This is a genomic window from Aurantiacibacter suaedae (assembly GCF_005434915.1).
Taxonomy (GTDB): Bacteria; Pseudomonadota; Alphaproteobacteria; order Sphingomonadales; family Sphingomonadaceae; genus Alteraurantiacibacter; species Alteraurantiacibacter suaedae.
Map to the genome: position 1 here is coordinate 577896 of NZ_SKCG01000002.1, position 26548 is coordinate 604443.

The 26548-nt window shown below is 61.9% G+C and carries 20 protein-coding genes and 1 pseudogene; 9 read left to right on the plus strand and 12 right to left on the minus strand.

Annotated elements, in window-relative coordinates:
- Window positions 1-95: 95 nt before the first annotated feature.
- The 4 genes from E0473_RS09205 to E0473_RS09220 form a co-directional block, all read right to left on the minus strand.
- The gene (locus E0473_RS09205; protein ID WP_137680564.1) at window positions 96-761 is read right to left on the minus strand and encodes an excalibur calcium-binding domain-containing protein; all 666 of its coding nucleotides are present in this window, start codon (window positions 759-761) and stop codon (window positions 96-98) included.
- Between the two features lie 130 nt (window positions 762-891).
- Window positions 892-3225, minus strand: a complete 2334-nt coding sequence (locus E0473_RS09210) for a MobA/MobL family protein (RefSeq protein ID WP_137680565.1) — start codon at window positions 3223-3225, stop codon at window positions 892-894.
- Window positions 3226-3627: 402 nt separating this feature from the next.
- On the minus strand, window positions 3628-4500 hold the full coding sequence (locus tag E0473_RS09215; RefSeq protein WP_137680566.1) for a hypothetical protein: 873 nt from the start codon (window positions 4498-4500) through the stop codon (window positions 3628-3630).
- A gap of 159 nt (window positions 4501-4659) precedes the next feature.
- Window positions 4660-5025, minus strand: coding sequence for a hypothetical protein (locus tag E0473_RS09220; RefSeq protein WP_137680567.1), 366 nt, complete (start codon window positions 5023-5025; stop codon window positions 4660-4662).
- A gap of 418 nt (window positions 5026-5443) precedes the next feature.
- On the opposite strand from E0473_RS09220, the gene E0473_RS15610 reads away from it, so the two are divergent.
- Complete coding sequence (locus E0473_RS15610) at window positions 5444-6097, plus strand: hypothetical protein (RefSeq protein ID WP_241657421.1); 654 nt, start codon at window positions 5444-5446, stop codon at window positions 6095-6097.
- 337 nt (window positions 6098-6434) lie between these two features.
- Here E0473_RS15610 and E0473_RS15820 read toward each other — a convergent pair whose 3' ends face one another.
- Window positions 6435-6896 (minus strand): hypothetical protein, encoded by a 462-nt coding sequence (locus tag E0473_RS15820; RefSeq protein WP_421721787.1) that lies wholly within the window; start codon window positions 6894-6896, stop codon window positions 6435-6437.
- Between the two features lie 128 nt (window positions 6897-7024).
- Window positions 7025-7654 (minus strand): dGTP triphosphohydrolase, encoded by a 630-nt coding sequence (dgt, locus tag E0473_RS15535; RefSeq protein WP_241657463.1) that lies wholly within the window; start codon window positions 7652-7654, stop codon window positions 7025-7027.
- Here dgt and E0473_RS15615 point away from each other — a divergent pair.
- A pseudogene (locus E0473_RS15615) lies at window positions 7602-7742 on the plus strand (zinc-dependent alcohol dehydrogenase); the annotation flags it as partial. The gene dgt and the pseudogene E0473_RS15615 overlap by 53 nt on opposite strands.
- Window positions 7743-7879: 137 nt before the next feature.
- On the opposite strand, the gene E0473_RS09250 reads toward E0473_RS15615, so the two are convergent.
- From E0473_RS09250 to E0473_RS09265, 4 genes are all read right to left on the minus strand, one after another.
- A complete protein-coding gene (locus tag E0473_RS09250; RefSeq protein ID WP_137680570.1) occupies window positions 7880-11101 on the minus strand; it encodes a TonB-dependent receptor domain-containing protein in 3222 nt (1073 codons plus the stop codon).
- A 278-nt stretch (window positions 11102-11379) separates the two neighbouring features.
- A complete protein-coding gene (locus E0473_RS09255) occupies window positions 11380-12837 on the minus strand; it encodes an aldehyde dehydrogenase (protein WP_137680571.1) in 1458 nt (485 codons plus the stop codon).
- A 34-nt stretch (window positions 12838-12871) separates the two neighbouring features.
- Window positions 12872-14257, minus strand: a complete 1386-nt coding sequence (locus E0473_RS09260) for an MFS transporter (protein ID WP_137680572.1) — start codon at window positions 14255-14257, stop codon at window positions 12872-12874.
- Window positions 14258-14476: 219 nt separating this feature from the next.
- Window positions 14477-15001: a MarR family winged helix-turn-helix transcriptional regulator gene (locus E0473_RS09265; RefSeq protein ID WP_161981556.1), complete on the minus strand. Its 525-nt coding sequence runs from the start codon at window positions 14999-15001 to the stop codon at window positions 14477-14479.
- 206 nt (window positions 15002-15207) lie between these two features.
- On the opposite strand from E0473_RS09265, the gene E0473_RS09270 reads away from it, so the two are divergent.
- Window positions 15208-16878: a GMC family oxidoreductase gene (locus E0473_RS09270; protein ID WP_241657422.1), complete on the plus strand. Its 1671-nt coding sequence runs from the start codon at window positions 15208-15210 to the stop codon at window positions 16876-16878.
- A gap of 11 nt (window positions 16879-16889) precedes the next feature.
- On the opposite strand, the gene E0473_RS09275 is transcribed toward E0473_RS09270, so the two are convergent.
- The gene (locus E0473_RS09275) at window positions 16890-18086 is read right to left on the minus strand and encodes a M20 metallopeptidase family protein (RefSeq protein WP_137680574.1); all 1197 of its coding nucleotides are present in this window, start codon (window positions 18084-18086) and stop codon (window positions 16890-16892) included.
- A gap of 185 nt (window positions 18087-18271) precedes the next feature.
- Between E0473_RS09275 and rpe the strand changes: the two genes are divergently transcribed.
- The 6 genes from rpe (at window position 18272) to dxs (ending at window position 25834) form a co-directional block, all read left to right on the plus strand.
- Window positions 18272-18937, plus strand: a complete 666-nt coding sequence (gene rpe, locus E0473_RS09280; protein WP_137680575.1) for a ribulose-phosphate 3-epimerase — start codon at window positions 18272-18274, stop codon at window positions 18935-18937.
- Window positions 18934-20811, plus strand: a complete 1878-nt coding sequence (locus E0473_RS09285; RefSeq protein WP_241657423.1) for a heparinase II/III family protein — start codon at window positions 18934-18936, stop codon at window positions 20809-20811. The genes rpe and E0473_RS09285 overlap by 4 nt, the downstream gene beginning before the upstream one ends.
- Window positions 20812-20819: 8 nt before the next feature.
- The gene (gene purH, locus E0473_RS09290) at window positions 20820-22442 is read left to right on the plus strand and encodes a bifunctional phosphoribosylaminoimidazolecarboxamide formyltransferase/IMP cyclohydrolase (RefSeq protein ID WP_137680576.1); all 1623 of its coding nucleotides are present in this window, start codon (window positions 20820-20822) and stop codon (window positions 22440-22442) included.
- A gap of 238 nt (window positions 22443-22680) precedes the next feature.
- Window positions 22681-23352 carry a peptide-methionine (S)-S-oxide reductase MsrA gene (gene msrA / locus E0473_RS09295; protein WP_137680577.1) on the plus strand — a complete coding sequence of 224 codons (672 nt, stop codon included), beginning with the start codon at window positions 22681-22683 and terminating at the stop codon, window positions 23350-23352.
- A gap of 36 nt (window positions 23353-23388) precedes the next feature.
- On the plus strand, window positions 23389-23850 hold the full coding sequence (locus E0473_RS09300; protein ID WP_137680578.1) for a Fur family transcriptional regulator: 462 nt from the start codon (window positions 23389-23391) through the stop codon (window positions 23848-23850).
- Between the two features lie 52 nt (window positions 23851-23902).
- Entirely contained in the window at window positions 23903-25834 is a 1932-nt protein-coding gene (dxs, locus tag E0473_RS09305; protein WP_137680579.1) for a 1-deoxy-D-xylulose-5-phosphate synthase, read from the plus strand.
- On the opposite strand, the gene E0473_RS09310 is transcribed toward dxs, so the two are convergent.
- Window positions 25831-26511, minus strand: coding sequence for an NnrU family protein (locus tag E0473_RS09310; protein ID WP_137680580.1), 681 nt, complete (start codon window positions 26509-26511; stop codon window positions 25831-25833). The two genes, dxs and E0473_RS09310, sit on opposite strands and share 4 nt — an antisense overlap.
- Window positions 26512-26548: the final 37 nt, after the last annotated feature.

Below are 26548 nucleotides of genomic sequence, written 5' to 3' on the forward strand. Positions count from 1 at the left end.
GTTTCGGCCATTAGCCAGCCAATTACTGCCAGTCAGCAACCGGTCCAACTTCCGCGGATGCTAGAGCGCTACTGCGGAGCCTTGCGCTACCGGGCCTAACGCTGCCTATATGGTTCGCAAGCGATCCCATCGCCGTCGCCATACATCTGTGGCCGATAGCCAGGCTGTCCGCGATAGAGTGGCGCAGCCCCAGCAGCCCGGGCCGCTGCACAGTTGCGATAATAGACTTGGACGGTTGTCCGCGGCTCATCTTCAATGGCCACCCGCTGGTTGGTGCGAGCTCGCTGCGCGTAATGCTCCGGCCGTGCCGCTCGGTAATTCTCCGGCAACTCGAACGTGGAACCCCAGATACCTGCCTGGCGTGCTTTCGCATCTGCTTCCGCAGAGACGTAGGCGCTACTAAATTGCGGTAGGGAGATCGCCATACCTGCTGACGCCATGGCCTCGGAAAGGTCGACCCGCCCGGATCTGCAAATCGCGATTATGCGTCGATAGCTGTCGCGCTCCACCTGTTGACATGCGATCTGCTTGCCCCTGGCCAACCCTGCCAAGAAGGCAGCGGCGTCCTTCCCGCACTCCCAATTCTCACTGCCCCGGGCGCAGGTCTGGTCCATCTCCGGGGCGTCGATTCCGAAAAGCCGGAACCGCTCGCCGGTCATGATCAATGTATCGCCGTCGATGACCTCGACAGGGCCCGTATACGTCTGTGCAGCAACAGCCGCGGGCGATAGGAAAATGGCGAAATAAATCGTCCAGCGCATTCCGATAGGGTATGAGCGAAGATGCTAACAAGCGGTAAGGAATGACCGCTACGCAGAGCAACTGGTCCGCAGGCCCCCGGCCATGCATTCCGGTCCAGGCATATCGTGACCATCCCAGTTCCTTAGTGTATCACCGTCCGAAATCGTATCCCGGCGAGGGCATTTGCGGAGCTGGGCGCGGTGGTCGCTTCCGCTTGTCCACGGGAGCCGGGCCAGGCGCGGATCCTGTGCCTTTCTTCGCTATCGTCTCCTGCTTCTTGTGCGTCGCTTCGACTTTGCGACGGGCCTTCGACATGTAGTCGTTCTCGTCATTCGGCAGTTGGAAGGACCCGCGGTGTCGATCAGATGTCAACCGCTGAGCGGACTGTGGCGGCTCGAAATCTGAAGACTGTTGAGCCGGTGTCCGCGCTCTTTCTGTTACTTCCCGCTCCATCTGTGCCTCCAGCGCCTTCGCTTTTTCCTCGCATCGGCGGGCGTTGGCTTGCCAGCGGGCAGCCAACATCATTTCATCGGCAGTGCTTTCCTCCAGCGCCACAAGATAGCGCGTCGCCTGGCCAATGAGCCGCTGATATTCAGCCATCCGATTGGCGCTGCCGGATTGTGGATTTGCCTGCGACGCTTTGAGCAATTTCAGATTGCGCTCGCGAATCATGCGCGCTCGCGAAGCAGATCTTTCCAATTCCTCGTGGAGCAGGAGAGCATCTAAGCGGAGCCGTGCAGCTCGCTCGAGGTTCTCACGAATCTTCATCTGCTTCGCTTTTTTTGCGGCATCGGCCGATTGTCCTAGCGCCATTGTGGCGAACCGAGATTCTATCGCTTCGAGCTCTTGTTGATACCGCGCCGTGGCTTGAGCTTGAACCGCTTTCCACTGCTTCGTTTCGTTCTCGATACCGATTGGTGTTGCGACACCCTTTGTTTCCTTCGCATTGAACGCTGTGCCGAGATGTTCATGGGGGTCGGCGATTATGCCGATATCCTTGAAGCTATCGGGGCTAACCCGCCTCCCGACACCGGCGAGTGCGAGATGATAGTTTGTCACGTTTGCAAGAGCGACGCGCAGTTTCTTCGGCCACTCCTTCGAACGGGAAACCTCTGAGACCTTGTTCTGTTTGAGTGGGGCCGTCGTGCGGCCATCGGTTCGACCGGGGGTGGGGACGCGCACGGTGAAATCCCACTGGCCAGGCGCGAGGCCTGCTACATCGAAACCTTCTCGCGCCAGTCGATCAATATCATATGGCGTGATCCGGCGGGCAGGGCGATCCGAGTAGGCCAGATGAAAGTGCCAGTTGCGATCGTCATTATGATGATCAGGTGCATGCATTACGGCCACGAAAGGCATCGCCCGCTTCTCAAATTCTTTGGCAAAATCCTTGAGAAGGGCAAAGTTCTGGGCAGGACTTAGCTCGTCGGGTAGCTCACCATTAATCCGGTATTGGACTCTTCCGCCCCGGCCATCTTTAAACTCAGCCATGGGCGGTTCGGCAGTGGGCTGCTCACAGGTAGGGTCGGCCTTCACCCACCCGTTTTGGCGGCGCAGAAAGGCCCGGACTTTCTTGCCACTGCCGATCTTGATCGGCGTGTTCGAGTCCCGGGAAGGTCCGGCAAGTTTTTCCCTTATCGCGCTCGGGCAGTCGGGCTGCTGGGCGATGGAATCCCAGAACTCAGGGTGGTCACGATGGCGGAAGACCATCTTGTCCGGACCTGGTGTGCGCTCATGCTTTTCGACTAGTTTCCAGAATTCGGCGCGCTCCTCATCATCGTCGTCAATGGTGGTCACAAGGGCACGCGATTGACTTGGCTCGACGGCCAGGGCCGAAGGCCGTATAAGATAGTTATCGAACTCTGACGCGGGCGAGCATTCTTCGTGGTCTGCTTCTTCTCCAGCTTGCTGCTCGCTAAGCAGCCCCCCTTGCAGGCCTTCCGCGTTCGGCCCATTCACTGATGCGCGGCGGTCGCTTCGAGTATGAGGTGGCGGAGTTTCGGCGACATCGCCGGCCGTTCGAGATGCAGGCGTAGCCCCCGATCGTTCAAGCTCGGCTTCAGGAGGGGACCCACGGGTCGGGACGAGTTCGAGGCCTCGATCGGGTTCAAGCGTGACATCGGCGACGGCGCTCTCACGTTCGATGTAGAGGCCGTGGGCACGGGCAGCCCCCGGCATTTGAGACTTTCCTTCGATCACTACGCGATAGGTGACCTTCGTGATCGAGGTATGGGCGAAATGAAATGAGGTCACGCCCTGGGGTGTTCGATGCCGAATCTGCCGAGCCGCAGGTATGTGGAAGTCTGGCGATTTCCCGCGCCCGCCCGCTCCAGATCCATCCCACCGCATGGCGCTACTGCGCATGGGGCGATGGCTCATCGCCTTACCCTCGAGCTCTTCGAGCAACCCCTCTCGTTTCAGCTTGATCCTGATGCAAGCAGCCTCGAATTCGTTGCGGGCTTCCATCTGTGCATTGGTTGGCATGAGAAGGTCTCCTGCCGCAATTATGGGACAGAAAAGGGCCGGGCCCAAGTTATAAATCACCTATACTGACATAAATATTCAGATAGACACTGTATGGACAGTGGCTGGACGGTTCGATGATATGAATAGTAGAATTTATTCTTATAGCTACTGACAATAGCTATTGAAACCGCAAGCTAACTTGGGACCCAAGTTAGCGGTATTGCGCCTCAGAACATTTAACGACCATCATCTTAGTGATGGCTCGACATTGGTTATAACTTTCTTGGCGATCTTTGGCTGACAGAATTTGTGCTCCGCCCAAGCACTGTCTGAGCATTTTCCAAACTAGGCTAAAAAAGCCCCGGCCAATCGATGGATTGGCCGGCGTCAATAAGGATCGCATGTGAGTTGTGAGAACTTCTATGGTTGGATGATCTCCAACTCATCGGCAGCCCGGCCGAGTCCAACCTTGTCCCACCCATGAGCATCAAGCAGCTTCAAAATCGCACTTCTATGAGCAAGCTCGACGAGTTTAACGTTGCTGGTATCCGAAGCCTTCGGGACCTGGAAGCGAATGGGCGTGGGCTTTGGGATCTCCCCGAGCCTATTCAGCGCAGGCAGGAATGCATCCTGCAAGGGCAGATCCCGAGCGAAATTTCTCATCCATTCCGCGATGTGCTGAGCGGCGATCGTGCGATCAGGTGCGGGCGAAAACACCGCCTCGGAGAATGAACGACTGTCGAGCGCATTCACGTAATCCATGAAGCCAGGCTTGAGCGCGCCAAGCCGGGCGGTCGGGAGAGTGGGGAGGGGCTGTTCAAAATTGCCGGTGCCGTCAGCATTGTTGAGCACGAGCATTTTTTCTTGTGCAGGCAGCTGAAGCATCAGCTTTTCGAGCGCACCCAAAGCTCCCGGCTTGTTTGGTGTGACCGGATAGATAGCGAGACTGCTGTAGCCAACCTTTTCGAACAAAGTGGTGAGCTCGGGGAGCATATCGGCAATTTCCCGGGCCGAGGCCATCGTGTTCGCCCCGAGATCAAGGATCACGTGCCGTCCTGAATATGCCTCTACGATTTGCGGTCCGACGGTAGCTTGGACACCCCATCCGAGCCGCTCGGAGTTCGGATCGAGGATAGATGCCGCCGCGTTTCCAGCATCGGCGTCGAGGATCTGCACCGGGTGATGACCGGAAGTCTCGAGCAGTGCCTTTATAATGCGAGCAATGGTCGTTTTGCCTTGGCCGCCGGCGTTGCTCAGGATGATGATGAAGAGCAGGCGATGGATCATGCTCATGTGGTTCTCCATTATTGAGGGCGGAAAATGGCGCATCCGTAAGCGGCGCTCCGCCGGTTTCATGTTCTTGGTTGTCCGGGGTGATGGTCAGACGATGAGCTGCGGATTGCGGTCGAGGTCGGGCTGCCATGCGTGCCGGACGTATCGCTAGAGTTGCGCTCAGTGAGCACCGAAAGTGAGCGGCTTGCGATCGTCGGCAAACCTGTCGCGATTGAGCGCCAGTCCAGTGGACTGCTCTGCAGAGGAGGTTGCTTGGTTCGCGATCGCAGCTGCATCTCCGCCTTCGCCAACCCGCGCTTCCTCAATCAGGACGTCCAGCTCGTCCTGCAACAGGCGGCGTGCGTTGTTGAAGCTGGAGACGCCGGCGCCGACATCCTTGCCCTCTTTCTTGAGCGTGCGAAAAATCGCGGCCCACGATGCTCCGGCCACATGCATGCGCGCGACTTCGCCGAGGACCTCCCGAAGTGCATCCCTGACGGGGGTTTTTGGTCCACTGTCGGCTACTGCTTCATTTATCCAATTCATCTCTTTCCTCCTTCTGGTTGAAAGGGTGCTCAGCCATTGCGGCGTCATTGCCCGTCCAGAAGTTATAGTATGGCCAGAGATATTAGAGTAATGCGAGAAAGACGAAATGTCTGAAACTTACAGAAATTCTGTTACCTATATATTGCCTTTTAACTCGTAGGTGCGCAGAAATCCTTGACACTTTCCAATGCGGAAATGTTCAAAATATCTGTCCTTGGCCAAGTTAATTCAGTCACTTTAAGTTCGTTCATGGGGAGAAGGCGGCTCTTAGTGTCCGATCAGGGGCCCGGCCAGTTGGGAAAACGCTTGTTGGCGTTTGTGGCGCCGTCTCGAGCAGAGCAGGCTATGGGGAGGTCTTATTTCAATGAAATTTCAAGCTCTTGCAGGCAGCGTCCCCTAAATTTTGGGGAGTAAGGTAATGAGCATCTCGATTGGGCATGATGCGCAGGGTTCGGGTGACTACTTTGAGCCTGGCATCAGCGGGGCCGAAGCTTGGGCGGAAGATCGCGAAAAGGGCGTGGCTATCTTTCTTCGCCTCGGGGAAGGCGAACGTGTCGATCTAATTACCAAAATCCTCGACACTTGGCTCGACGAGGGCGATCTCAATAGGGCCATGGTGAGCGGCGCGCTGCGACACGCTTGGGATAGCGAGCCTTACGTTGGTGGGATCCGCGTCGGCTCCTATGTGACAAGCGCAGTGGCGAGACTTCGTGACGCCGACATGTTCAGCATGGACGAGTTCATCGAAGAATGGGGCGAATCCCTTATGTTGGAAACTGAGGAGCGGGAGCTGAAGTCAATGGAATTTCCGCTGACTGTTTATCGTGGTGGGAGGGGCGCAGTCGAGGAAGTCGCAACTGGCATCAGTTGGACTCTCAAGCCTGAGGTAGCGTCATTTTACGCAAACGAGTGGCCGCAACGTTGGGGCGACACTAGAGAGCCCGTGATTGTATCGGCCAAGGTCGGTGAGGGTGAGGTCTTGGCCTTCCTCAACGACCGCAGCGAGGCGGAGATATTGATCCCCTACTCAGACCAGATCGATAGCGTTGGCCGCTTGAACGGCTCGCCGTGACACTACTCAAATATTGAAGAAGGGCGTTGAAAAGCCTCTCGCCGGAGCTTTTCGACGCAGCGATTCTCCGGCGAGTCTCCGTCGAAAGTAGCTGATATTCTCCTTTCGTTCAGCAATTGTTCTGCCAATTGTGATTATATAAACGTCGGTTTTCCGCCATTTATGGTATTAGGCGCTGCCCTCCGAAGGCAGAGGCCACAGGTTCGAATCCTGTCGGGTGCACCAGCTTTTCAATGACTTAGGCGGTTTTCGGGAAGTTCGTGCGGAACGCGTACGGAAATCTAAGGAGGGCTAACGGTTTCGGGTAGGCGTAGCTCTTGCGGCTCTGGCCACAGGTTTATCGCACAATTGGGTCAAGAACTAAGCCGCTGTGGCTACCGGTAAGTCGAGCGTGGAATTCGTACGCCTCGTTTTCGGTCAAGGAAGCGACGCAGTCAGCGGCAAGCCGTGCGGGAGGATCAGATGGATTGTCCTCCCAAATGTAGCGCATTCGCTTAGGGAGTAGTTTCGAGCTGCCGGATTTGCCTTCAGATAGGAAAATGCCAAAGAGCTCTTGGACAATACGCTTTTGACCATATTGCTGGGCATGGAGGGAGGGCAGGCTAATTATGTAGTGCCGTGCAAAGCGCTTTAACAGCTTCACCTCATCTGCCGCGGATGGCTCAATCGCTACGCTCTTTACGTTTCCTAGTGCGTTGCTGAGTGTCGCCGCACTCACATATTGACCTATAAGGGTCCAGCAGAAGTTCCGAAGCTGTCTACGCTGTTCTCGAGAGCCGTCGTACGCTTCGTTTGTCATGGCGGGAAACAGGACAATTTTTCTTCCCAATCGCCCCAGAGCGGCCTCCAGCCTCGCGGGCGCATCGTCCGGGCAATCGGGGTCCTTGGACCAGTCCTTGTGCGCACCAGAAAGCAGATCGTCCGCGTTCAACCTGAAGCAATTCTATCCCATGGAATTACGCCAACACGGTGGAAATCTTCAAAGTCGTGAACAGAATAGGCAATGTCGTCAGCCCAATCCATTAGCTCGGCCTCAGCAGTCTTATGATCACCAGAGCAATGTTCTCTCGCCCACTCGAATGCGTCTCTCTCGGTCTGGTATGCTGACCACTTTTTGGCCTTCTTTCGATCCTTACGATCGCGGAGCCAAGGGTACTTCAATGTAGCAGCAAGGGTTGCCCGTGTTAAACCAAGGCCTGGCGTTCCTCGGCCGTACCTGACCGCTAGTTTCGTCAGTATGCGAAAAGTTTGCGCGTTGCCCTCATAGCCATCGTCGGCTGGATCCGCGAGCTTTCCGCCTGCCAGTGTGGGATCGGATGCCAGTCGATCAAGTTCGCCTTCAGCAGCATGACCAAACGGGGGATGTCCTAGGTCATGCGCAAGGCAGGCTGCTTCGACCACTTCGGGGTGAACGCCGTGTAAAGCAGCTAGCCCACTTTGCTTGTCGACGCAGTTCTCGGCGAGTCTTCGTCCGATCTGAGGGACTTTATAGGTATGTTGCTGTCGAGAATCGCTCGATTTCGCAGGCGACGGCAAGGTCAAGGCGACGATCTTCACCGCTAGGCTGGAAGACATCAATTCGGTGTTCGAGAAGATGCGCAAGGGTCAAATCGAAGGACGCATGGTTCTCGACCTCGCGCAATAGGCGCACGCCAAGTTCCTTCGCGCGGGGCCAAACCGCTTACAAGAAAAGGGGTGCCCAGCACATGTCGGACACCCCTTGCCGTTTCGGTAAGCCGATTTTCGAAGGGAGCTAGAAAGCCGACTTCCCGACCGGCAAACCTAGAAGGTCATCTTCGCGCCGAGGTAGAAACGCCGTCCGATCAGATCGAAGAAATAGGGATTGATCGGATTGGAGCCGACCGCATTGGCGAGTCCGGTGCTCTCGGCATTATATTCCACCAGTGGCGGCTTCTGGTTGAAAAGGTTGTCCACGCCGAACCGCAGGGTAACGTTGTCGGTCGCCGCAAAGGTCGTGTTCAGGTTGAACAGGTTGTAGGCGGGCGATCCGACGAAGGGTGTGTTCGGGTTGAACGGAGCCGTGATCGACTTCGCGGCAGGCTGATGCTGCCATTGCAGTGACACCGTTGCCGGACCGATCGAATAGCCAAGCGTGTTCAGCATCTTCCAGCGGAAAGAGCCGGGGTTGAGCCCGTTCTCGGCCACGCCGGCGCTGCCCGAGGGGCCGAGCGTTCCGGCATATTCCACCAGTTCGCCTGCCGGCCCGACGCTTTCGGGAAGCGGCGACGACTTCATCGTGATCAGGTAGTTGAACACCGAGGTGAGCGAGAGATCGCCTGGCCCGACCGGAGCGCGCCAGTTGAGCTGGACGTCGATCCCTTCGGTGCGGAAGCGCCCGTTGTTGAGGAAAGTCGTCTTCACGTTGCCCAGTGCGCCATCACCTGCCACGCGGCCGATCGCCTGGCAGAACGGATTTGCCGCTGCCGCCTGCGGGTTGGTCGCAATGTCCGGGTTGAACGTGGGATCGAAGCACGAACGCTGGGCCGAATCCAGCGTTTGCGGGCCAATCGCGTCGTCGACGGCGATGTTATAATAGTCGATCGACAGCCGCAGGTTGCTGAGCGCTTCGCTGCCATAGAACGGCGAATCGATCACTGCGCCGATGGTCCAGGTCTTGGCCGTTTCAGGCTGGACGTCGACATTGCCCACCAGCGTGGGGAAGGCGAATGCCGGGCCGAGCGCGTTGAAGAACTGCGGGTTCGAATAGAACGTATCCGCAGTGCCAGCGATCGACTGGTCCATCAGGATTCGGCACACGGCCTCGACGTTGGCTGCATTGCTGTTGGTGTTCGGATTGGCCGAATATGACAGCGTGTTGTTGAGCCGGCAGACGTCGCCGCCGCCCGCTGCGGTGAAGGTCTGCTGCGGCGCGAGGAACAGTTCGGCAACGTTCGGAGCGCGCACTGCCTTGTTGAATCCGCCACGCAGACGCAGGAAGTCGGTCACCTGCCAGTCGGCCATGATCTTCCACGTCGTGTCGCTTCCGGTCGTGTTGTAATCCGAATGCCGCGCGCCGAGCGTCAGTTCGAAGCTCTCGATGGCAGGCAGGTCCGACAACAGCGGGATCAGCACCTCGCCGTAGATGTCGTGGACCTTGATGAAGCCCTCGGAATTTCCCGAAGGATAGATGCCGACGGCCTGATCCTCGAACGAAACACCCTGTGATGTCAGGTTATCATTGATGAACTCGTAATCGTTCTCGCGATAGCTGGTGCCGAAAGCGGCGCGAACTTCGCCAGCCGGGAGCGAGAACAGCGGACCCTGCACGTTCGCCTCGGCTATGGTCTGCCGCATTGTCGCCTTGCTCTGCAAGTTGGCCGATATGGCCTGAATACAGTCGTCTGAAATCTGCAAATCGAGATCGAAAGGATCGAGCCCGCTGGTGCAGCTCGCGCTCGCCGCGCCGAAGCCACCGAATGCCGGGTTCCCTTGCGCTGAGAAGCCTCGGCCCCAATCAGGGCTGGTCAGAACTGAGCGCAGACGCGATAGCGAAGCGATGCCGGTGATGACGGTCGATGTCTGCGATTCGCCGTGCTGCACGAAGGCTTCCCAGGTCCAGTCCGTCCCGGGAACGCTGCCTTCGAAGCCACCGGTCATATTGTAGGTCTGCACATCGGTGCTGGCCTCGCGGTTGGCATAATCGAGGTAATAGGTCAGCTGCCAGTTGCAGCTTGCGCCCGATCCCGGAGCGCCCGGCGTGGCACTCGGATCGCAGCCCAGCCCCTCCAGCGCGGCCTGCGAGGTGCCGACGGGAATGGTGCGGCTATCCAGGATGGTGCGCAGTTCCTCGGGCACCGGGTTAGAGGCCGGAACCAGTGCCGACCACCCGTTGACCGAGGGCGAAGGCTGCTGAACCGTATCAGTCTGCACCGCCGTATAGTTCATCTGCGCGAAGGCGCCGATCCAGTCGTTGATCTCGTAATTCCCGCGCGCATAGATGTTATAGCGCGTGAGCGGCAGCACGAGCAGGCTGTCCTGGAAGTTCTGGCCCAGCGAACCGTCGTTGAGCAGCTTGAACTTGGGATCGCTCAGATCGCCCTTGAAGCGGAACGCCCCGCCCGGAGGGCTCTGGAAGAAGCCGGTGAAAGCCGTGCCATCGGGGTTGAAGTAGAGACGGCTGCCCGCCCCGACGTTGCCCGCTCCGAACAGGTTGTCATAGGATTCCTGCGAAGGGTTGACGCCGCCAAGCGGCTGGAAGCCCGAGAAGTCGGGGAAGAACTCGGTCCCGACGAAGCGCGGATCGTTCCAGGCATCGATCTGGTAGTCGCGGTCGCGCGCATAGGCGGATTCGCGGGTGTTGGTCGAAAAGCCGATCGTGACATTGCCGCGTCCGTCGGAGAAGTTCGTGCCCATCAGGCCGCTGATCGTATATTCGAACGCGTCGCCTTCCTGCGAAATGCCTGCGGAGGCATCGAGTTCAAGACCTTCAAAATCCTTCTTCAGAATGAAGTTCACGACACCTCCGATGGCGTCGGCACCGTAGGTGGCCGAAGCGCCGCCGGTGATGATCTCCACGCGTTCGATGGCAGCGGAGGGGATCGTGTTGATGTCGACCACGCCCAGCGCATTGGCGGGCGTTGCGCGGCGACCGTCGACCAGCACCAGATTGCGGTTCGTACCCAGCCCGCGCAGCGAGACGGTGGCCGCACCCGGCGTGCTGGTGGCCGTGGGCTGAACGTCGCCGCCCAGCGATGGCGTCTGCACCGGCGTAAAGGCTGGCAATTTGTTGAGGCTGGTCTCGATCGCGGCGGTGGAGCTGTTTTCAAACAGGTCCTCACCTGCCGTCACGATCGGGCTGCTGGCCTCGAAGTCGCGCCGCTGAATGCGCGAGCCGGTTACGACGATGCGGGTATCATCGCCGCCCTGTGCCGCCTCTTCGCCCGGGACCTGCTGCGCGTGAACGCCCTGCGCACCTGCAAAAAGGTAGATCGCACTGGTGCAGCCCAGTGCGGCACGGACACATCTCGAGTGTCGTGAACTCATAGCATACCTCCCATGTCGGCCACCCGTCTTCGTGGCGGGCTATCCTCTGTTTCGGAGCCTCGCGCTCCGAACATGCAGGCTAAGTCGGACAAGTTGGAATGTAAACTAGAATTAGAAGGCTAATACTTAGTATTGTGATAAAAAGCCCAACAATAAGTTGAAATATGAACATGACGAACGGGTGGGTTCCGCAGATGCGGCTTCTCGTGCCTGCTTTTGTCCGTCATCGGACCTTGCTTCCTGAACGCCGATCCATCGCCTGCGCGCAGGGTTGCCTATCAGGGCGCCCCGTCGAGCAGGATGCTCTTCGTCTCGACGTAGGGGAGCAATCCTTCGGCCCCGCCCTCGCGGCCAATGCCGGACTGCTTGAAACCGCCGAAAGGCATCCCGGGCTGTGTCCGCATCCCGTTCTGCGCAATCGTGCCGGTTCGCACGCGCCGCGCGATGGCGAAGGCGGCTTTCGGATCCTTGGTCAGGACCGAGCCGTGCAGGCCATAGTCGCTTTCATTGGCGATGCGGATCGCATCGTCATCGTCCTTGGCCGGGATCAGGCACAACACGGGGCCGAAGATCTCTTCCTGCGCAATGCGAGAGGTGTTGTCGACATTGGCAAACAGCGTGGGCTCGATGAAATAGCCCTTGTTGAGATGGGCCGGACGCTGGCCGCCGGTCACCAGATCGGCGCTCTTGCGACCTTCCTCGATATAGCTTTCGACGCGCTCGAGCTGGCGCTTCATAGCCAGCGGGCCGAGCTGCACGCCTTCATCGCGGCTGTGCCCGATGGTCACGCCCTGCATGACCTTGGCGATGGCCTCGGCGATCTCATCGTGGCGCGTCTCGGGCACGATGGCGCGCGTGAGCATGGCGCAGATCTGGCCCGAAAGCATGGTGATCGTATTGCCCAGCAGCTTCGCGGCTTCCTCGGTGGGATAGTCGTCGCGGATGATCGCCGCCGACTTTCCGCCCAGTTCGAGCGAATAGCGCGCGATGCGCGCGCCGCAGACCTGTGCGATACGCTTGCCGACCGCGGTGGAGCCGGTGAAGCTGACCTTGTCGATAGCCGGATTGGTGATGAGCTGGTCGGCCACCTCGCGATCGGCGGGCACGAGGTTGATCACGCCCGGCGGGAAGCCGACCTTCTCCGCCTCCTCGGCGATGATATAGGCCTCCAGCGGCGTTTCGGGCGCCGGTTTCATCACCAAGGTGCAGCCTGCCACCAGCGAATAGGCGAGCTTGGTCGCCATGATCATGTAGGGCGAATTCCAAGGCGCAATGGCGGCGACGACGCCTACCGGCTCACGCACGATGAAGGCGGTGTCTACCGTCGTGCCGGCGACTTCCTCCACCCAGGCAAAGCTCTCCCCGAGCGCGGCAATATCGGCGATGTGGCGATGGCCGCTGGCGACAACGCCCTTGGCCATGCCGGGCAGGCCGCCGATCTGTGCGATCCACGCCGCTTCCAGTTCACCCGCGCGCGCCTCCAGCCGCTTGCCCAGTTCAGCCAGCATCGCGCCGCGCCTGGCCGGGTCGGTGCGGGGCCATTCGCCGTGATCGAAGGCGTGGCGTGCTGCGGCAACCGCCGTGTCCATGTCGGCGGCCGAGGCTTGCGCAACGCGGGCCACCACCTCTTCGGTGTTCGGGCTGACCACCGCGATCTCGCCGCCGCTCGGCGCGACCCACTCGCCGTTGATGAACAGCGATGCGGTGTGGGTGATTTTGACGCCTTCGGGGCTCATTGCGTTACTCTCCGTTGATGTGGCGATGGCGTCGTCACTCTGCCGGGACGAGCGCACCCTCCATGGTTTCCAGATTGCTGGACGGGTTTTGCGCGCGCCGTTTGGCGGCCATGATCGCAAACATGGCGGCGATCACGATGGCAGGCATCAGCGCGAGCAGGGCATAACTGCGAACGATCGGAATCTCGCTGGCCAGCATCCAGCCGCCGAAGATCGGGCCGAGCACTCCGCCCAGCTTGCCCACCGAGTTGGCCCAGCCCGAGCCACTGGCGCGGATCTGCGTGGGATAGAGTGGGGCGATTATGCTGAGCACCGCAAAGGTCATGCCGCCGATGAGTGCGAGCGTCACCATGGCCAGAACGAGCACCGCATCCTGTGACAGCGGGACAAGCCCCAGCACGAGCAGGATCGGCACCAGCAGGGACGGATAGAACAGCACCGTCACATAGCCGAACCGGTCGGTAAAGCGCATGATCGCGAGCCCCGCGACCGATCCCATCACGCCGCCAAAAGCCGTAGCCATGGCGGCTGTCGTGCGGTCGAAGCCAAGCTCTTCCAGAATGATCGGCCCCCAGCCGTTCACGTAGTAAACTGCAATGATGGCCGCAGTATAGGCGAGCCAGATGAGCGGCGTGGCATAGCGCAGCCAACCCGCGAAAAGATCGCTGAACCGGGTCTTGCGGACAGAGATTTCTGGCTCGTCACCCAACACGAAATCGGCTGATTGCGAAATGCGCGAGGTGTCCTGCCCCAGCAGGCCGAGAATGGCGCGCACGCGCGGCTTGCGGTCTCCGCGCAGGACGAGCCAGCGAATGCTCTCGGGCAGGGTTGCGACCAGCAGCATCGCTGCTGCAAGCGAGCCAAGCCCGCCGAAAATGAACAGCCCGCGCCAGCCGAAATGCGGTTCGAGGAAGACGGTGATCGGCCCGGCTCCGCTGGTGCCGACGCTGTAGCCGACCATGATCACGGTCACCACGGTGGCGCGAAGCCGTTTGGGCACATACTCGCTGTTGAGCGCCCAGGCGATCGGGACAACCGCACCGATCGCAATGCCATCGAGGAAGCGGATCGCCACCAGCCATTCGTATGAGGGCGCAAAGCCCATCGCCAGCGTGAGCAGCCCGAAAGCGAATGAGCACCCCAGCAAAACCGGTCGCCGGCCGACCTTGTCGCTGAGGGATGAGAACACGATGGCCCCGATGACGGTGCCCAGCAGGCCCGCTGACAGGATGTTGGCAAGCTGGTTCGGCCCCAGTCCCATGTCATCGCGCATGTAGGGTGCGGCGAAGGCTGCGATGGAGAGATCGAAGCCGTCGAAGACGGTGAGAATCCAGGAGGCCGCGATCAGCTTGTAGTTGAAGAGGTTGAGGCGGCGGTTCTCGACCACTTGCGAGACGTCGATGGCGGGCGCGGTGCTCATTTGCCTGCTGCCCGGCTTGCGTGCTCGCAGGAGCTGCGCCCCCGCACGAAACGGCTTTCCAACATCGCGAACTCTCCCGGCTGCGCGATCCGGCCTAGCGGCCGGAAATGGCGATCACTGTTGTGATTCAGCGGGAACGATATGTGTAAATATAAACAAGGTCAATGCGGATAGATGGACACAATTGTCCTTTTTCGGGCGGGAGCGACCTGTGTTCGCTTACTCCTCCATGCCCAGTTCGCGCAGCAGGCTCTCGAAGTCGCCGGCATATTCGAGGTTTTTCGCCATGCGTGCGAGATAGCCCAGCAGGATGACCTTGTCGCTCTCCGAGAGGCCGTTGAGGAGCCTTTTCTCACGGGCGAGCGAGATTTTGACGATCCTGGCGTTGAGCACATATCCCTCGTCGGTGAGGGTGAGTTGCTGCTTGCGGCCCGTGCCATCGGACTGGATCAGGCCCTTCTGCAACAGATCTCTCACCGTGCGGCTGACAATGGACTTGTTCATCACCAGTGCGTCGCAAAGCCCTGTTGCGGTGAGATTAGGGCAGTCGGCGAGGACCGAGATTACGCGGATTTCGTTCACGCCGGTCCCGTAGGCTTCGAGGAAGAAGCGCGACTGCGACCAGATGAAATTATTGGACAGCACGCCCAGGTAATGCGGCACGAAGGTGTGGCGATTGACGGTCGGCTCCTGCTTGCGGTCCTCACTCGATGCCATTGGCTGCTCATGTCCCTTCTCGTGCATGGCGGCCGGCCCTAATCGCGCGCGGCTGCTCATGCCAACCAGATAGCCAAGCCGTTCCTGCCCGCGCTTGACATGTCAACCGTTTTGACGCAGCTTTTGTTTATAGTTAAACTTAATCGCGCCTCAACGGGTGCGGTTGCGGTGTCTGTCCGGTCCTGGTCCTGACGGGCAAGCGGGCAGGCCGGGTGAGGAAAAAGGGAAAAGGCATGACCACGAAAAAGGGCATGGCTGGCGGCGCTTCTGCGCAGGTCTACGATTATATTATCGCTGGAGGCGGAACTGCGGGATGCGTTCTGGCCGACCGGCTCACCGCCGATGGCCGGTCACGGGTGTTGCTGATCGAAGCCGGGCCGTGGGATTCCAATCCGCTTTACCGCGTGCCGATCATGGGCGTGCATCTCTACCAGTGGCAATACAACAACTGGAATTTCCAGACCGAGCCCGAGCCGGGTCTCAACAATCGCCGCATTATCTGGCCGCGCGGCAGGGTGATTGGCGGATCATCCTCGATGAACGGCATGATCTACACCCGCGGCGCGCGCGAGGATTACGATTGCTGGGCGCAGGCGGGCTTGCCGCAGTGGTCTTACGACAAGGTGCTCCCCTATTTCCGCAAACTGGAAAGCTATGAGGGCGAGGCCAGCGACTATCGCGGAACCGAAGGCCCTATTCGCGTGAGCCGGCTCGACAGCGAGCATCCGCTGTTCGACGCCTTTATCGAAGCGGGGCAGCAAGCGGGGCTGCCCTACAACCCTGATTTCAACGGGGCGGAACTCGAAGGCGTGGGGCGGTATGATACCAACATTGCCGCAGGCCAGCGCTGGAGCACGGCTCGCGCCTATCTCCAACCCGCGCGTGGGCGCGACAACCTGCATGTCGTGACCGGCGGCCTGGTGGAGCGCGTGCTGATCGAGGGCAGGCGCGCCACAGGCGTCGAGATTCGCCGGGGCGAAAGCGTCGAGACCTATCGTTGCGGCGGCGAGGTCATTCTTTCAGGCGGCGCTATCGGTTCGCCTGTCGCGCTGCTTCATTCCGGAATCGGCGATCCGGCGGAGCTTGCCAAGGTCGGCATCGAAACGCGCCACGAACTCAAAGGGGTTGGTCGCAATTTGCAGGATCACCTCAACTTCACCCATTTCTACGAGAGCCTGGTGCCCGACCTGTTCTTCCGCGAGGCCCGTTTCGATCGCGCCTTCGGGCTGCTGGCCAACGCGTTCCTGCGCAAGTCCGGTAAGGGGGCCATCGTGCCGCACAACGCGGGGGCCTTCCTCAAGAGCGATCCGGCAAAAGCCTCGCCCGACCTCCAGATTCACTACATGCCCGCAGGCTTCAACAGCCGGAAAATCCGCTGGCCGTTGCAGGCGCTTCAGGGCGGCACGCCCTATGGTTTTGCGGGCCATATGTGCCACCTGCATCCGCACAGCAGGGGCACCATCTCGCTCCACAGCGCCGACGCCACGCGGCCCCCGCGCATTCAGGGCAACTACGCCACCGAGGAGGCCGACCGTATTGCTCTGCGTGCGGGCTTCCGCGAACTGGGCCGCATTTTTGCGCAGCCCGCCTACGACGGCATCCGCGGCAAGCGCCTGGTCCCCGCCAGCGATCCGCAGACCGACGACGAAATCGACGACTGGATCGCGCAGAACGCCTCGACCGTTTTTCACCCCGTCGGCACCTGCAAGATGGGCATCGATCCGATGGCCGTGGTCGACGAGCGGCTGAGTGTGCATGGCATGGCGGGGCTGCGGGTGGTCGATGCCTCGATCATGCCGACACTGGTCAGCGCCAACACCCACGCACCAACCATAATGATCGCCGAACGCGCGGCGGACTTCATTCTTGAAGACCGTGTGCGCCCCCTGGCGCTCGCCTCCTGAGCCTGCTCGGCTCAGTCCCAACCACGCTCGAGAAAGCGCAGCGCGAAGCCTGCCATCAGCGCTGCGCCCTTCGGCAGCACGGTCTCGTCGACGATCATCCGGCTGGAATGGAGGCCGCAGCAGTCCTGCCAATCGCTGCCCTCTGCCGCCACGCCGAGGAAGAACATCGCGCCCGGCACCTGTTGCAGCACGTAAGAGAAGTCTTCCGCACCCATGGTCGGGTGGCTGCGCTCTTCCCACGCGCCTTCGCCGCCGAGATCGCGCGCGACCTTTTCGCCCAGGCGCGCGGCGCGCGGGTCGTTCACCGTGACAGGGAAGCCTTCGATGATACGCACCGATGCGGTGCAGCCATGCGCAAGCGCCACATGTTCCGCCACTTGCGCGACCGCTGCATGAAGATCGGCGCGGCGCTCCGCCGAAAGCGTGCGCATCGTGCCCAGCAGATGTGCCTCGTCAGGGATGACATTGTGCGCCGAACCCGCCTTCAGCTTGGCAATGGTGACGATGGTCGCCTCGGCAGCGTTGAAGCGGCGTGTGACCATCGTTTGCAGGGCGAGCACGATCTCCGCCGCGACCGGCACCGGGTCCACTCCGTCGTGCGGCATTGAGGCATGGCCGCCCTTGCCCGAAACCGTGATTTCGAGCTGATCGGCCGAGGCCAGCATCGGACCCGCGCGTCCGATCAGCACGCCGTGCGGCGCATTGGGCCATACGTGCAGCGCGAAGGCCGCCTCGGGCAGCGGATCGAGCAGGCCGTCGTCGAGCATGTGGCGCGCGCCGTGAAAACCCTCTTCGCCCGGCTGGAACATGAAGCGCACTTCGCCCGCCAGTTCGCCCTGCCGCTCGGCCAGCAGCCGCGCCGCGCCCGCGAGCATCGCGGTGTGGGCATCGTGGCCGCAGGCGTGCATTCGTCCGTCAAGCTGCGAGGCGAAGGGCAGGCCGGTCTGTTCGCTCATGGGCAGCGCATCCATATCGCCGCGCAGCAACACGCTGCGCCCCTCGCGCATGCCCTTGAGGACGGCTACCGCCCCGGTGCACGAGGCGCCGTCCCGCCATTCGAGCGGAAGATCGGCCAGATCGGCCTTCACCTTGGCGAGCGTGAGCGGGGTTTCCAGCCCCAGTTCAGGTTCGGAATGGATGTTGCGGCGCAGGGCGACGATGCGGTCTCGTAGCGCAAGGGCGTTGTCCATCAAGGAGTCTGTCAGCATGGTCTGGCTTTCTGTTTAGGCATGGCGATCTTGCCCCTCATGGCCCCTAAAGCGCAACTGGCAGGGCGACACAAATCTGTGTTTGGGCGCAAAGCGGCTCCGAAACGGAGCAAACTGTTCGTGGATAAGAATTTGCTTTGAGCTTGTAGGGCGAATCACAGGGCTATAACGCTCCTAGGCAATCCATGCGCGATGTGCTCATCTCTCCCTCGATCCTTTCGGCCGACTTTGCGCGGCTTGGGGAAGAGGTGCGCGCGATCGACGCAGCCGGGGCCGACTGGATCCATGTCGACGTGATGGACGGCCACTATGTGCCCAACCTCACCATCGGGCCAGGCGTGGTGAAAGCCCTGCGGCCGCACACGCAAAAGACCTTCGACGTGCATCTGATGGTTTCGCCGGTCGACATGTGGATCGACGAGTTCGCGCAGGCCGGTGCCGATATCATCACCGTTCACCCTGAGGCTGGCCCGCATGTGCACCGCAGCGTGCAGGCGATCAGGGCGGCTGGGTGCAAGGCCGGGCTATCGCTCAACCCCGGCACGCCCGCCAAGATGCTGGACTATCTCTATGAAGAGATCGATCTGGTGCTGGTGATGAGCGTGAACCCCGGCTTCGGCGGGCAGAGCTTCATCTCCAGCCAGTTGCGCAAGATCGAGGCGATCCGGCAAGCCATCGATAAGCGCGGGCTGGATGTGCTGGTGGAGGTCGACGGCGGGGTCAATGCCGAAACCGCCCGCCAATGTATTGACGCCGGGGCCGACGTGCTGGTGGCGGGCTCGGCGACGTTCAAGGGTGGGCCAGACCACTACGCCAACAACATTCTTGCGCTGAGGGGGGAAGCAGCGTGAATGCCCAGTCTGCCGAAGCTACGTTGCGCACCGCTAGCGCCAAGGATCGGCAGGCCCCGGATAGTCACGTGGCCGATGGCGATGGGTCTTCGAGCGCCATCCCTTTGCGCAACACTGGCAGCGAGGCGCTGGTGAACAGCGAGAAGCCCGCTGCCGAGCCGGTAACGCAGCGCTCGCTGATCGTCTCCGACATCACGCCGCCCGCCACCACGGCGGGTGAGCGGCTGATGCGGATGGCCTATCGGCTGGGCATGTCGGGGCCGACCATCCTTTCGCCCTTCCGCAAGCCAGCCAAGCCGCGCCTGTTGGCGACGGTCGAATGCCCGCTCGACGGTGACCGGGTGGCCGGCATGGCGATGCGGGCAGGGCACTTTCTGGTTTACGGAGTCAAGGCGCCGATCGCGCAGGTCGACTTTTCGCCCGTCGCCAAGCTGACCCCGCCGTTCGAGCGGACCGTGCATGGCTTCTCGTGGCTGCGCGATCTCGAAAGCTGCGGCGCGCGGGCGCAATGCGCACCGGTGGCGGAGCGGGTGCTGACGGCCTGGCTCGATGCCAATGGCCAGCCGGGCAAGGGTGCGGCCTGGAAGGTCGAGAATGCCGGGCTGCGGTTGCTGGCCTGGCTGGTCCACGCGCCGCTGGTGATGGGCGGGCAGGATAAGGCGCTGCGCACCCGCACGCTCGAAGCCTGCGAGGAAACCGCGCGCTGGCTCGATCGGCATGTGGGCCGTGCGGATGACCGGCTGGGCGAGGTGGCGGGCTGGTGCGCGATCACGGCGGCGGGCCTGTTGCTGCCCGACGGCAAGCCGCGCCGGTTGTTTGGCGAGGCTGGCCTTGTGCGCGCGCTGGGTGAAATGGTGGGCGACGATGGCGGTGTGCTGTCGCGCAGCCCGCAGGCGCAGATGCAGGCCATCGCCATGCTGATCGATCTGCGCGCCTGCTATCGCGCAACGCGGCGCGATCCGCCTTCGGCGATTGAGACGATGCTGGCCATGCTGGTGCCGCCGTTGCTGGCGCTGATGCATTCAGACGGCGGCCTCGGCAGCTGGCAGGGCGCGCCTGCCATTTCGGCAGAGCGGCTGGCCGCGCTTATCGCCGCCAGCGGCGTGCGCACGCGGCCGCTGCGCGAGGTGCGTGGCTGGGGCTATCAGCGCGTCTATGCCAAGCCCGCTACGCTGCAGCTCGATGCGTCGCCGCCGCCGCTCGCCAAACATGCGCGCAGCGGCTGTGGCTCGACGCTGGCCTTCGAGTTCTCCTATGGCGCGCACCGCCTCATCGTGAACTGCGGCGGCGCGGGGATCGCGGGCGGGCAGGTCCCGGTGCGGATCGAGCAGGGGCTGCGCGCGACGGCGGCACATTCGACCATGGTGCTGGGCGATGCCAATTCCACTGCGGTGTTGATCAACGGCAAACTGGGCGGCGGCGTCAACGAGGTCGAAATCGACCGGCGCACGATCGAGCTTGAATATGGCACGGCAACCCGGCTTGAGGCGAGCCACGATGGCTATGCCGCGCGCTTCGGGCTGGTTCACCAGCGCATCCTGACACTGCGCGAAGACGGCTCGGAACTGCGCGGCGAGGATCTGCTGGTGCCCGCCGGGCGGCGCGGAAAGCGCGGAAAAGTGCCGTTTGCCATCCGCTTCCACCTCGGACCTCAAGTTGAGTTGAGGTCGTCCAGCAACAACCGCAGCGCAGGGCTGGTCCTGCCCGATGGCAGCTACTGGCAGTTTGTCAGCGCCGATGGCGAGATCGAGGTCGATGAAAGCCTCTGGGTCGATGGCATGGGGCACCTGCATCCTGTACAGCAGCTGGTGATTCAAGGACTCGCCTCGCGCGGCGGCGGCCACTTTGCGTGGCTGCTGAAGAAAATGGGATAGCTTCTGACATGACCGATGTTGCGATCAAACGGGCCCTCCTCTCGGTGTCCGACAAGGAAGGCGTGGTTGATCTCGCGCGTAATCTGGCCGGGCGCGGCGTGGAGCTGGTGTCGACCGGCGGCACCGCGAAGGCGATCCGCGATGCAGGCCTGCCGGTGAAGGACATTTCCGAGCTGACCGGCTTTCCCGAGATGATGGACGGCCGCGTGAAGACATTGCACCCGGTTGTCCACGGCGGGCTGCTGGCGGTGCGCGACAATGCCGAGCACGTCGCTGCGATGGAAGCCCACGGGATCGGCGCGATCGACCTGCTGGTGGTCAACCTCTACCCGTTCGAGCAGACCGTTGCCCGCGGCGGCACGCGCGAGGAAATCGTCGAGAACATCGACATCGGCGGCCCGGCCATGGTGCGTAGCTCGGCCAAGAACCACGATTTCGTCACTATCGTCACCGATCCGGCCGACTATGCCGAACTGCTGGCCGAGCTGGGAACGCTCGGCGGGAAGACCAGCCTCGCCTTTCGCACCCGCATGGCGGGCAAGGCCTATGCCCGCACCGCGGCTTACGATTCGGCGATTGCGACCTGGTTCGCGCAGGGCGATGCCTATACCAATCCGCTCGGGCCCGAGGCGCTGAAGGCCACGCCCTTCCCCGAAAGCATGACGCTCGCTTTCGCCAAGCAGGACGAGCTGCGTTACGGCGAAAACCCGCACCAGAGCGCGGCGGTCTATGTTCCGCGCGGGCCTTCGGTCGCGGGCATTCCGCAGGCGCGGCAGGTGCAGGGCAAGGAGCTGTCTTACAACAACTTCAACGATGCCGATGCCGCGCTTGAACTGGTGAGCGAATTTGCGGGGGGCGATCCAGCCATCGCGATCATCAAGCATGCCAATCCCTGCGGCGTGGCGCAGGCGCCGAGCCTGCTCGAGGCATGGCAACAAGCGCTCGCCTGTGACAGCGTTTCGGCCTTCGGCGGGATCGTGGCGTGTAACCGCGCGCTCGATGGCGCGACGGCGGAAGCGATCTGCGAAATCTTCACCGAGGTGGTGATCGCGCCCGGTGCCGACGATGCGGCGCTGGCGGCCTTCTCGGCCAAGAAGAACCTACGGCTGTTGCTGCTCGACGCGCTGCCTGAGGCGAACCGTCCGGGCATGCAGATGAAGACCATCGCCGGCGGTATGCTGCTGCAATCGCGCGACAATGGCGATATCGGGTTGGCTGACCTCAAGGTCGTGACCAAGCGCCAGCCGACCGAGCAGGAGCTGGCCGATTGCCTGTTCGCCTGGAAGGTGGCCAAGCACGTGAAGTCGAACGCCATCGTCTTCGCGAAGGACGGGGCGACGGCAGGCATCGGGGCCGGACAGATGAACCGCCGCGACTCGGGGCGCATTGCCAATGTCCGCGCGCAGGAAGCGGCGGAGATCGCAGGCTGGAGCGCCTCGCGCACGCAAGGCAGCGCCATGGCTTCCGACGCCTTCCTGCCTTTCGCCGACGGGATCGAAGTTGCGCTCGACGCAGGCGCCAGCGTGGCGATCCAGCCGGGCGGCGCAATGCGCGACGAGGAGGTGATCGCTGCCGCCGATAAGGCGGGCCTTGCCATGGTGTTCACGGGAATGCGCCACTTCCGCCATTAGGCCCCACGGTGCGCCACTGCGACGAAGCGGCGCCCGGGCGAGACGAAAATCGAGCGCGCTTCACCGCGTAGCAAGTTTGCCTGCGCTACACCCGTGGCAACGATTGAAACGCAACAAACCCCACGGACTGCCCAATGGCCCTCTTCACATCTGAACTCTATCGCAGCTTCCTTGCCGGCTTCGGCATTACTGCTATTGTATTGGGAGCGCACATACTGCCGCTGCTTGGAGGATCCTGATGCATTGGAAAGCCTTGCTGATTGGCGCGGCCTTGGCGACGAGCGCATGCTCCGGCCCGGCGATTGCTGCCGAGGAGGTGTTTGACGCACCGGTTGCCACCCGCCAAGCGAACGAGCGTGGATTGCAGACCGCGATCCTGGCCGGCGGTTGTTTCTGGGGTATCGAGGCGGTGTTCAGCCACACGCGCGGCGTGACCAGCGCGGTATCCGGCTATCACGGCGGGAGCGCCGACAATGCGACCTACTCGCGCGTGACGAGCGGGCGCACTGGCCATGCCGAAGCAGTCAAGATCACCTACGATCCGACCGTGATCCGTTACGATCAATTGCTGCAAATCCTCTTTTCGGTAGGTGCAGATCCCACGCTGCTCAACCGCCAGGGCCCCGACCACGGCACCCAGTACCGCGCCGCGATTGTTCCCACCACCGCCGAACAGCGCGCGGTTGCCACGGCTTACGTGCGGCAGATGAACCAGTCGGGCGTGTGGGACGATCCCATCGTCGTTCAGGTCGAGCGTGAGCAGCGCTTCTATCCGGCCGAAGCCTATCATCAGGATTTCGCCGACAAGAACCCCAACAACGCCTACATCCGGCGCTGGGATGCGCCCAAGGTAGAGGCGTTGGAGGAAAACTTCCCCCGCTTCTACCGCGCCAGCTTCCGCAAGGGCTGATTGCCCACGGCGCGGTGCGTGCCTATGTAGGTTGCCATGGCACATCATGCGCACAAGGAACATAGCGGCGACCGGCTGATCGAAGAAGCTGGCCATGCCATCGTGAAGGCGGGCGAACAGTGGACCGCCATGCGACAGGACGTGTTTCGCGCGCTCGCCGCGCAGAGCCGCCCCGCCTCGGCCTATGACATTGCTGAAGAGGTCGGCACCATGCGGGGCAAGCGGGTCGCTGCCAACAGCGTTTACCGCATTCTCGACCTGTTCGTGCGCACCAACCTTGCCAACCGGATAGAGAGCGCCAATGCTTATATCGTGAACAGCCACCCTGGCTGCCGCCACGATTGCATCTTCCTGATCTGCGACGATTGCGGCCTTGCCGATCACCTCGATGACGACAACCTGACTGGCGCGCTGCGTAAGGCCGGGACCGACGCTGGCTTCACACAAGTGCGCCCCGTGGTGGAGCTGCGCGGCCTTTGCGCGGAATGCTCCGGCTAAACCAAGTGTTTGTTAGGTCGACTTGGGGTGAAGCAGCGGCTAAGCCGGTTCGATGAGCAATCGCCCGCAAACTCCCCTGCTCGATACGGTCAATAGCCCCGCTGAGCTGCGCCAGCTTGAGCCTGCGCAACTGCGCCAGCTCGCTGACGAGCTGCGCCTTGAAATGATCGATGCCGTCGGTTCGACGGGCGGGCATCTGGGTTCCGGGCTTGGCGTGGTCGAGCTGACGGCGGCGATCCACTATGTTTTCAACACGCCCGAAGATCGGCTGATCTGGGATGTCGGCCACCAGGCCTATCCGCACAAGATCCTGACCGGACGGCGCGATCGCATTCGCACGCTGCGGCAGGCGGGCGGGCTGTCGGGTTTCACCAAGCGCAGCGAAAGCGAATACGATCCGTTCGGCGCCGCGCATTCATCCACTTCGATCAGTGCCGGACTGGGCTTTGCCATTGCCAACAAGCTTTCGGGCCAGCCGGGTCGCGCCATCGCGGTGATCGGCGACGGCGCGATGAGCGCCGGCATGGCCTACGAAGCGATGAACAATGCCGAGCAGGCGGGCAACCGGCTGATCGTGATCCTGAACGATAACGACATGTCGATTGCGCCGCCGGTTGGCGGGCTGTCTGCCTATCTGGCGCGGATGGTGTCTTCCAGTGAGTACCTTGGCCTGCGCTCGCTGGCTTCGAAGGTGGCGCGCAAGTTTTCGCGGCGGGTCCATCAGGGGCTGGGCAAGGCCGAGGAATATGCCCGCGGCATGGCAACCGGCGGCACATTGTTCGAGGAGCTGGGCTTCTACTATGTCGGCCCGATCGACGGGCACAATCTCGACCACCTGATCCCGGTGCTCGAAAACGTGCGCGATTCGGAGCAGGGGCCGGTGTTGGTCCATGTCGTGACCCAGAAGGGCAAGGGCTACGAGCCCGCAGAAAACGCCGCCGACAAGTATCACGGCGTGCCGAAGTTCAACGTCGTCACCGGCGAAAAGGCCAAGAGCGCCGAAGGCCCGCCCGCTTACCAGAACGTGTTCGGCGAAACGCTGGCCAAGCTGGCCGATAGCGACAAGACCATCGTCGCCATCACCGCCGCCATGCCTTCGGGCACGGGGGTGGACAAGTTCGCCAAGGCGCATCCGAAGCGCACATTCGATGTCGGCATCGCCGAGCAGCACGCGGTCACCTTTGCCGCGGGCCTTGCTGCGCAGGGGATGCGCCCTTTCGCCGCGATTTACTCGACCTTCCTTCAGCGTGCCTACGATCAGGTGGTGCATGACGTGGCGATCCAGAACCTGCCCGTGCGCTTCGCCATCGACCGTGCCGGTCTGGTCGGGGCGGATGGCGCGACGCATGCGGGTTCGTTCGACGTCACCTATCTTGCCAGCCTGCCCAACTTCGTGGTGATGGCCGCGGCGGACGAGGCCGAGCTGGTCCATATGACTTACACCGCCGCTCTGCATGACGACGGCCCGATTGCGTTCCGCTATCCGCGCGGCAACGGCGTTGGCGTGGCGCTGCCGGAAACGCCGCAGCGGCTGGAGATCGGCAAGGGCCGCGTGGTGCGCGGCGATGTGGATGGCGGCAAGGTCGCGATCCTGTCGCTCGGCCCGAGATTGGCCGAGGCGCTGAAGGCCGCAGACCAGCTTGAAGCGAAGGGCCTGCCGACCACGGTGGCCGACATGCGCTTCGTGAAGCCGCTGGACGAAGCCCTGATCCGCAAGCTGATCGCCAGCCACGATGTGGTGGTGACGGTGGAAGAGGCGGCTTTCGGCGGACTTGGCGCGCACGTGCTGACCATGGCGAGCGATACAGGCCTGCTCGACGACGGATTGAAGATCCGCACTCTGCGCCTGCCCGATGTTTTCATCGACCATAACGCGCCCGAGAAGCAGTACGACGAGGCGGGGCTTAATGCGCCGCAGATCGTCGATACGGTGCTCAGCGCGCTGCGGCACAACAGCGCGGGCGTTGAAGAGGCGCGGGCTTAAAGCACCCAGCGCCATACCCCGGCAGCCCAGCCGCTGGGGTGAATATGGGCATAGGTGAAGGCGAGCCATAGTGCGGTGCCGATCAGCCACCACAGCCAGCCGACCGAAAACAGCTTGCCCAGCTTCGGCCAGTAGCTTGTGCGCGCTTCCCACCCCGCCCAGGCTTCGTCCATCAGCGCCTCCTTCTTGCGGTCCTGCAAGTGTGCGCCGACCAGCGCGAGAAAGCCAATCGCACTTGCTACGACCAGCGTGCGGGCGGTCGGCGCGGCGATCAGGTGGCCGAGCGCCCACAGGCCAATTGCCCACATCATCGGATGGCGGGTTACGCGGAACACTCCGCGCGGCTCTTTGGCTGCTGCCTCGGCCGCACCCGGAGCGGGCAAGGCGGGGTTGCCGACGAACGATCCAGCCAGCAGCACCATGGCCACCAGGGTGAGCGCCGAGGCCAGCGCCCAGCTCACATCGTCGAAGCCCGGCCACAGCGGGATCGAAGGGGCGACGGCCTTGAACGCGAAGTATATCCACACGAATTCGGCCAGGCTCACCAACGAATAGACCGCCTGGAAGCCCTTCTCCCCCAGCGCGCCCACGATGGCGGGGCGCAAGGGATGCGACATGGCGAAATGGCTGCCGACGAAGGTCACGCAGGCAGCCAGCAGCGAGGTAAGCGGGTCCATGGCCAAGGTCCTCTTGCGAAGGACCCTAGCACCTTTG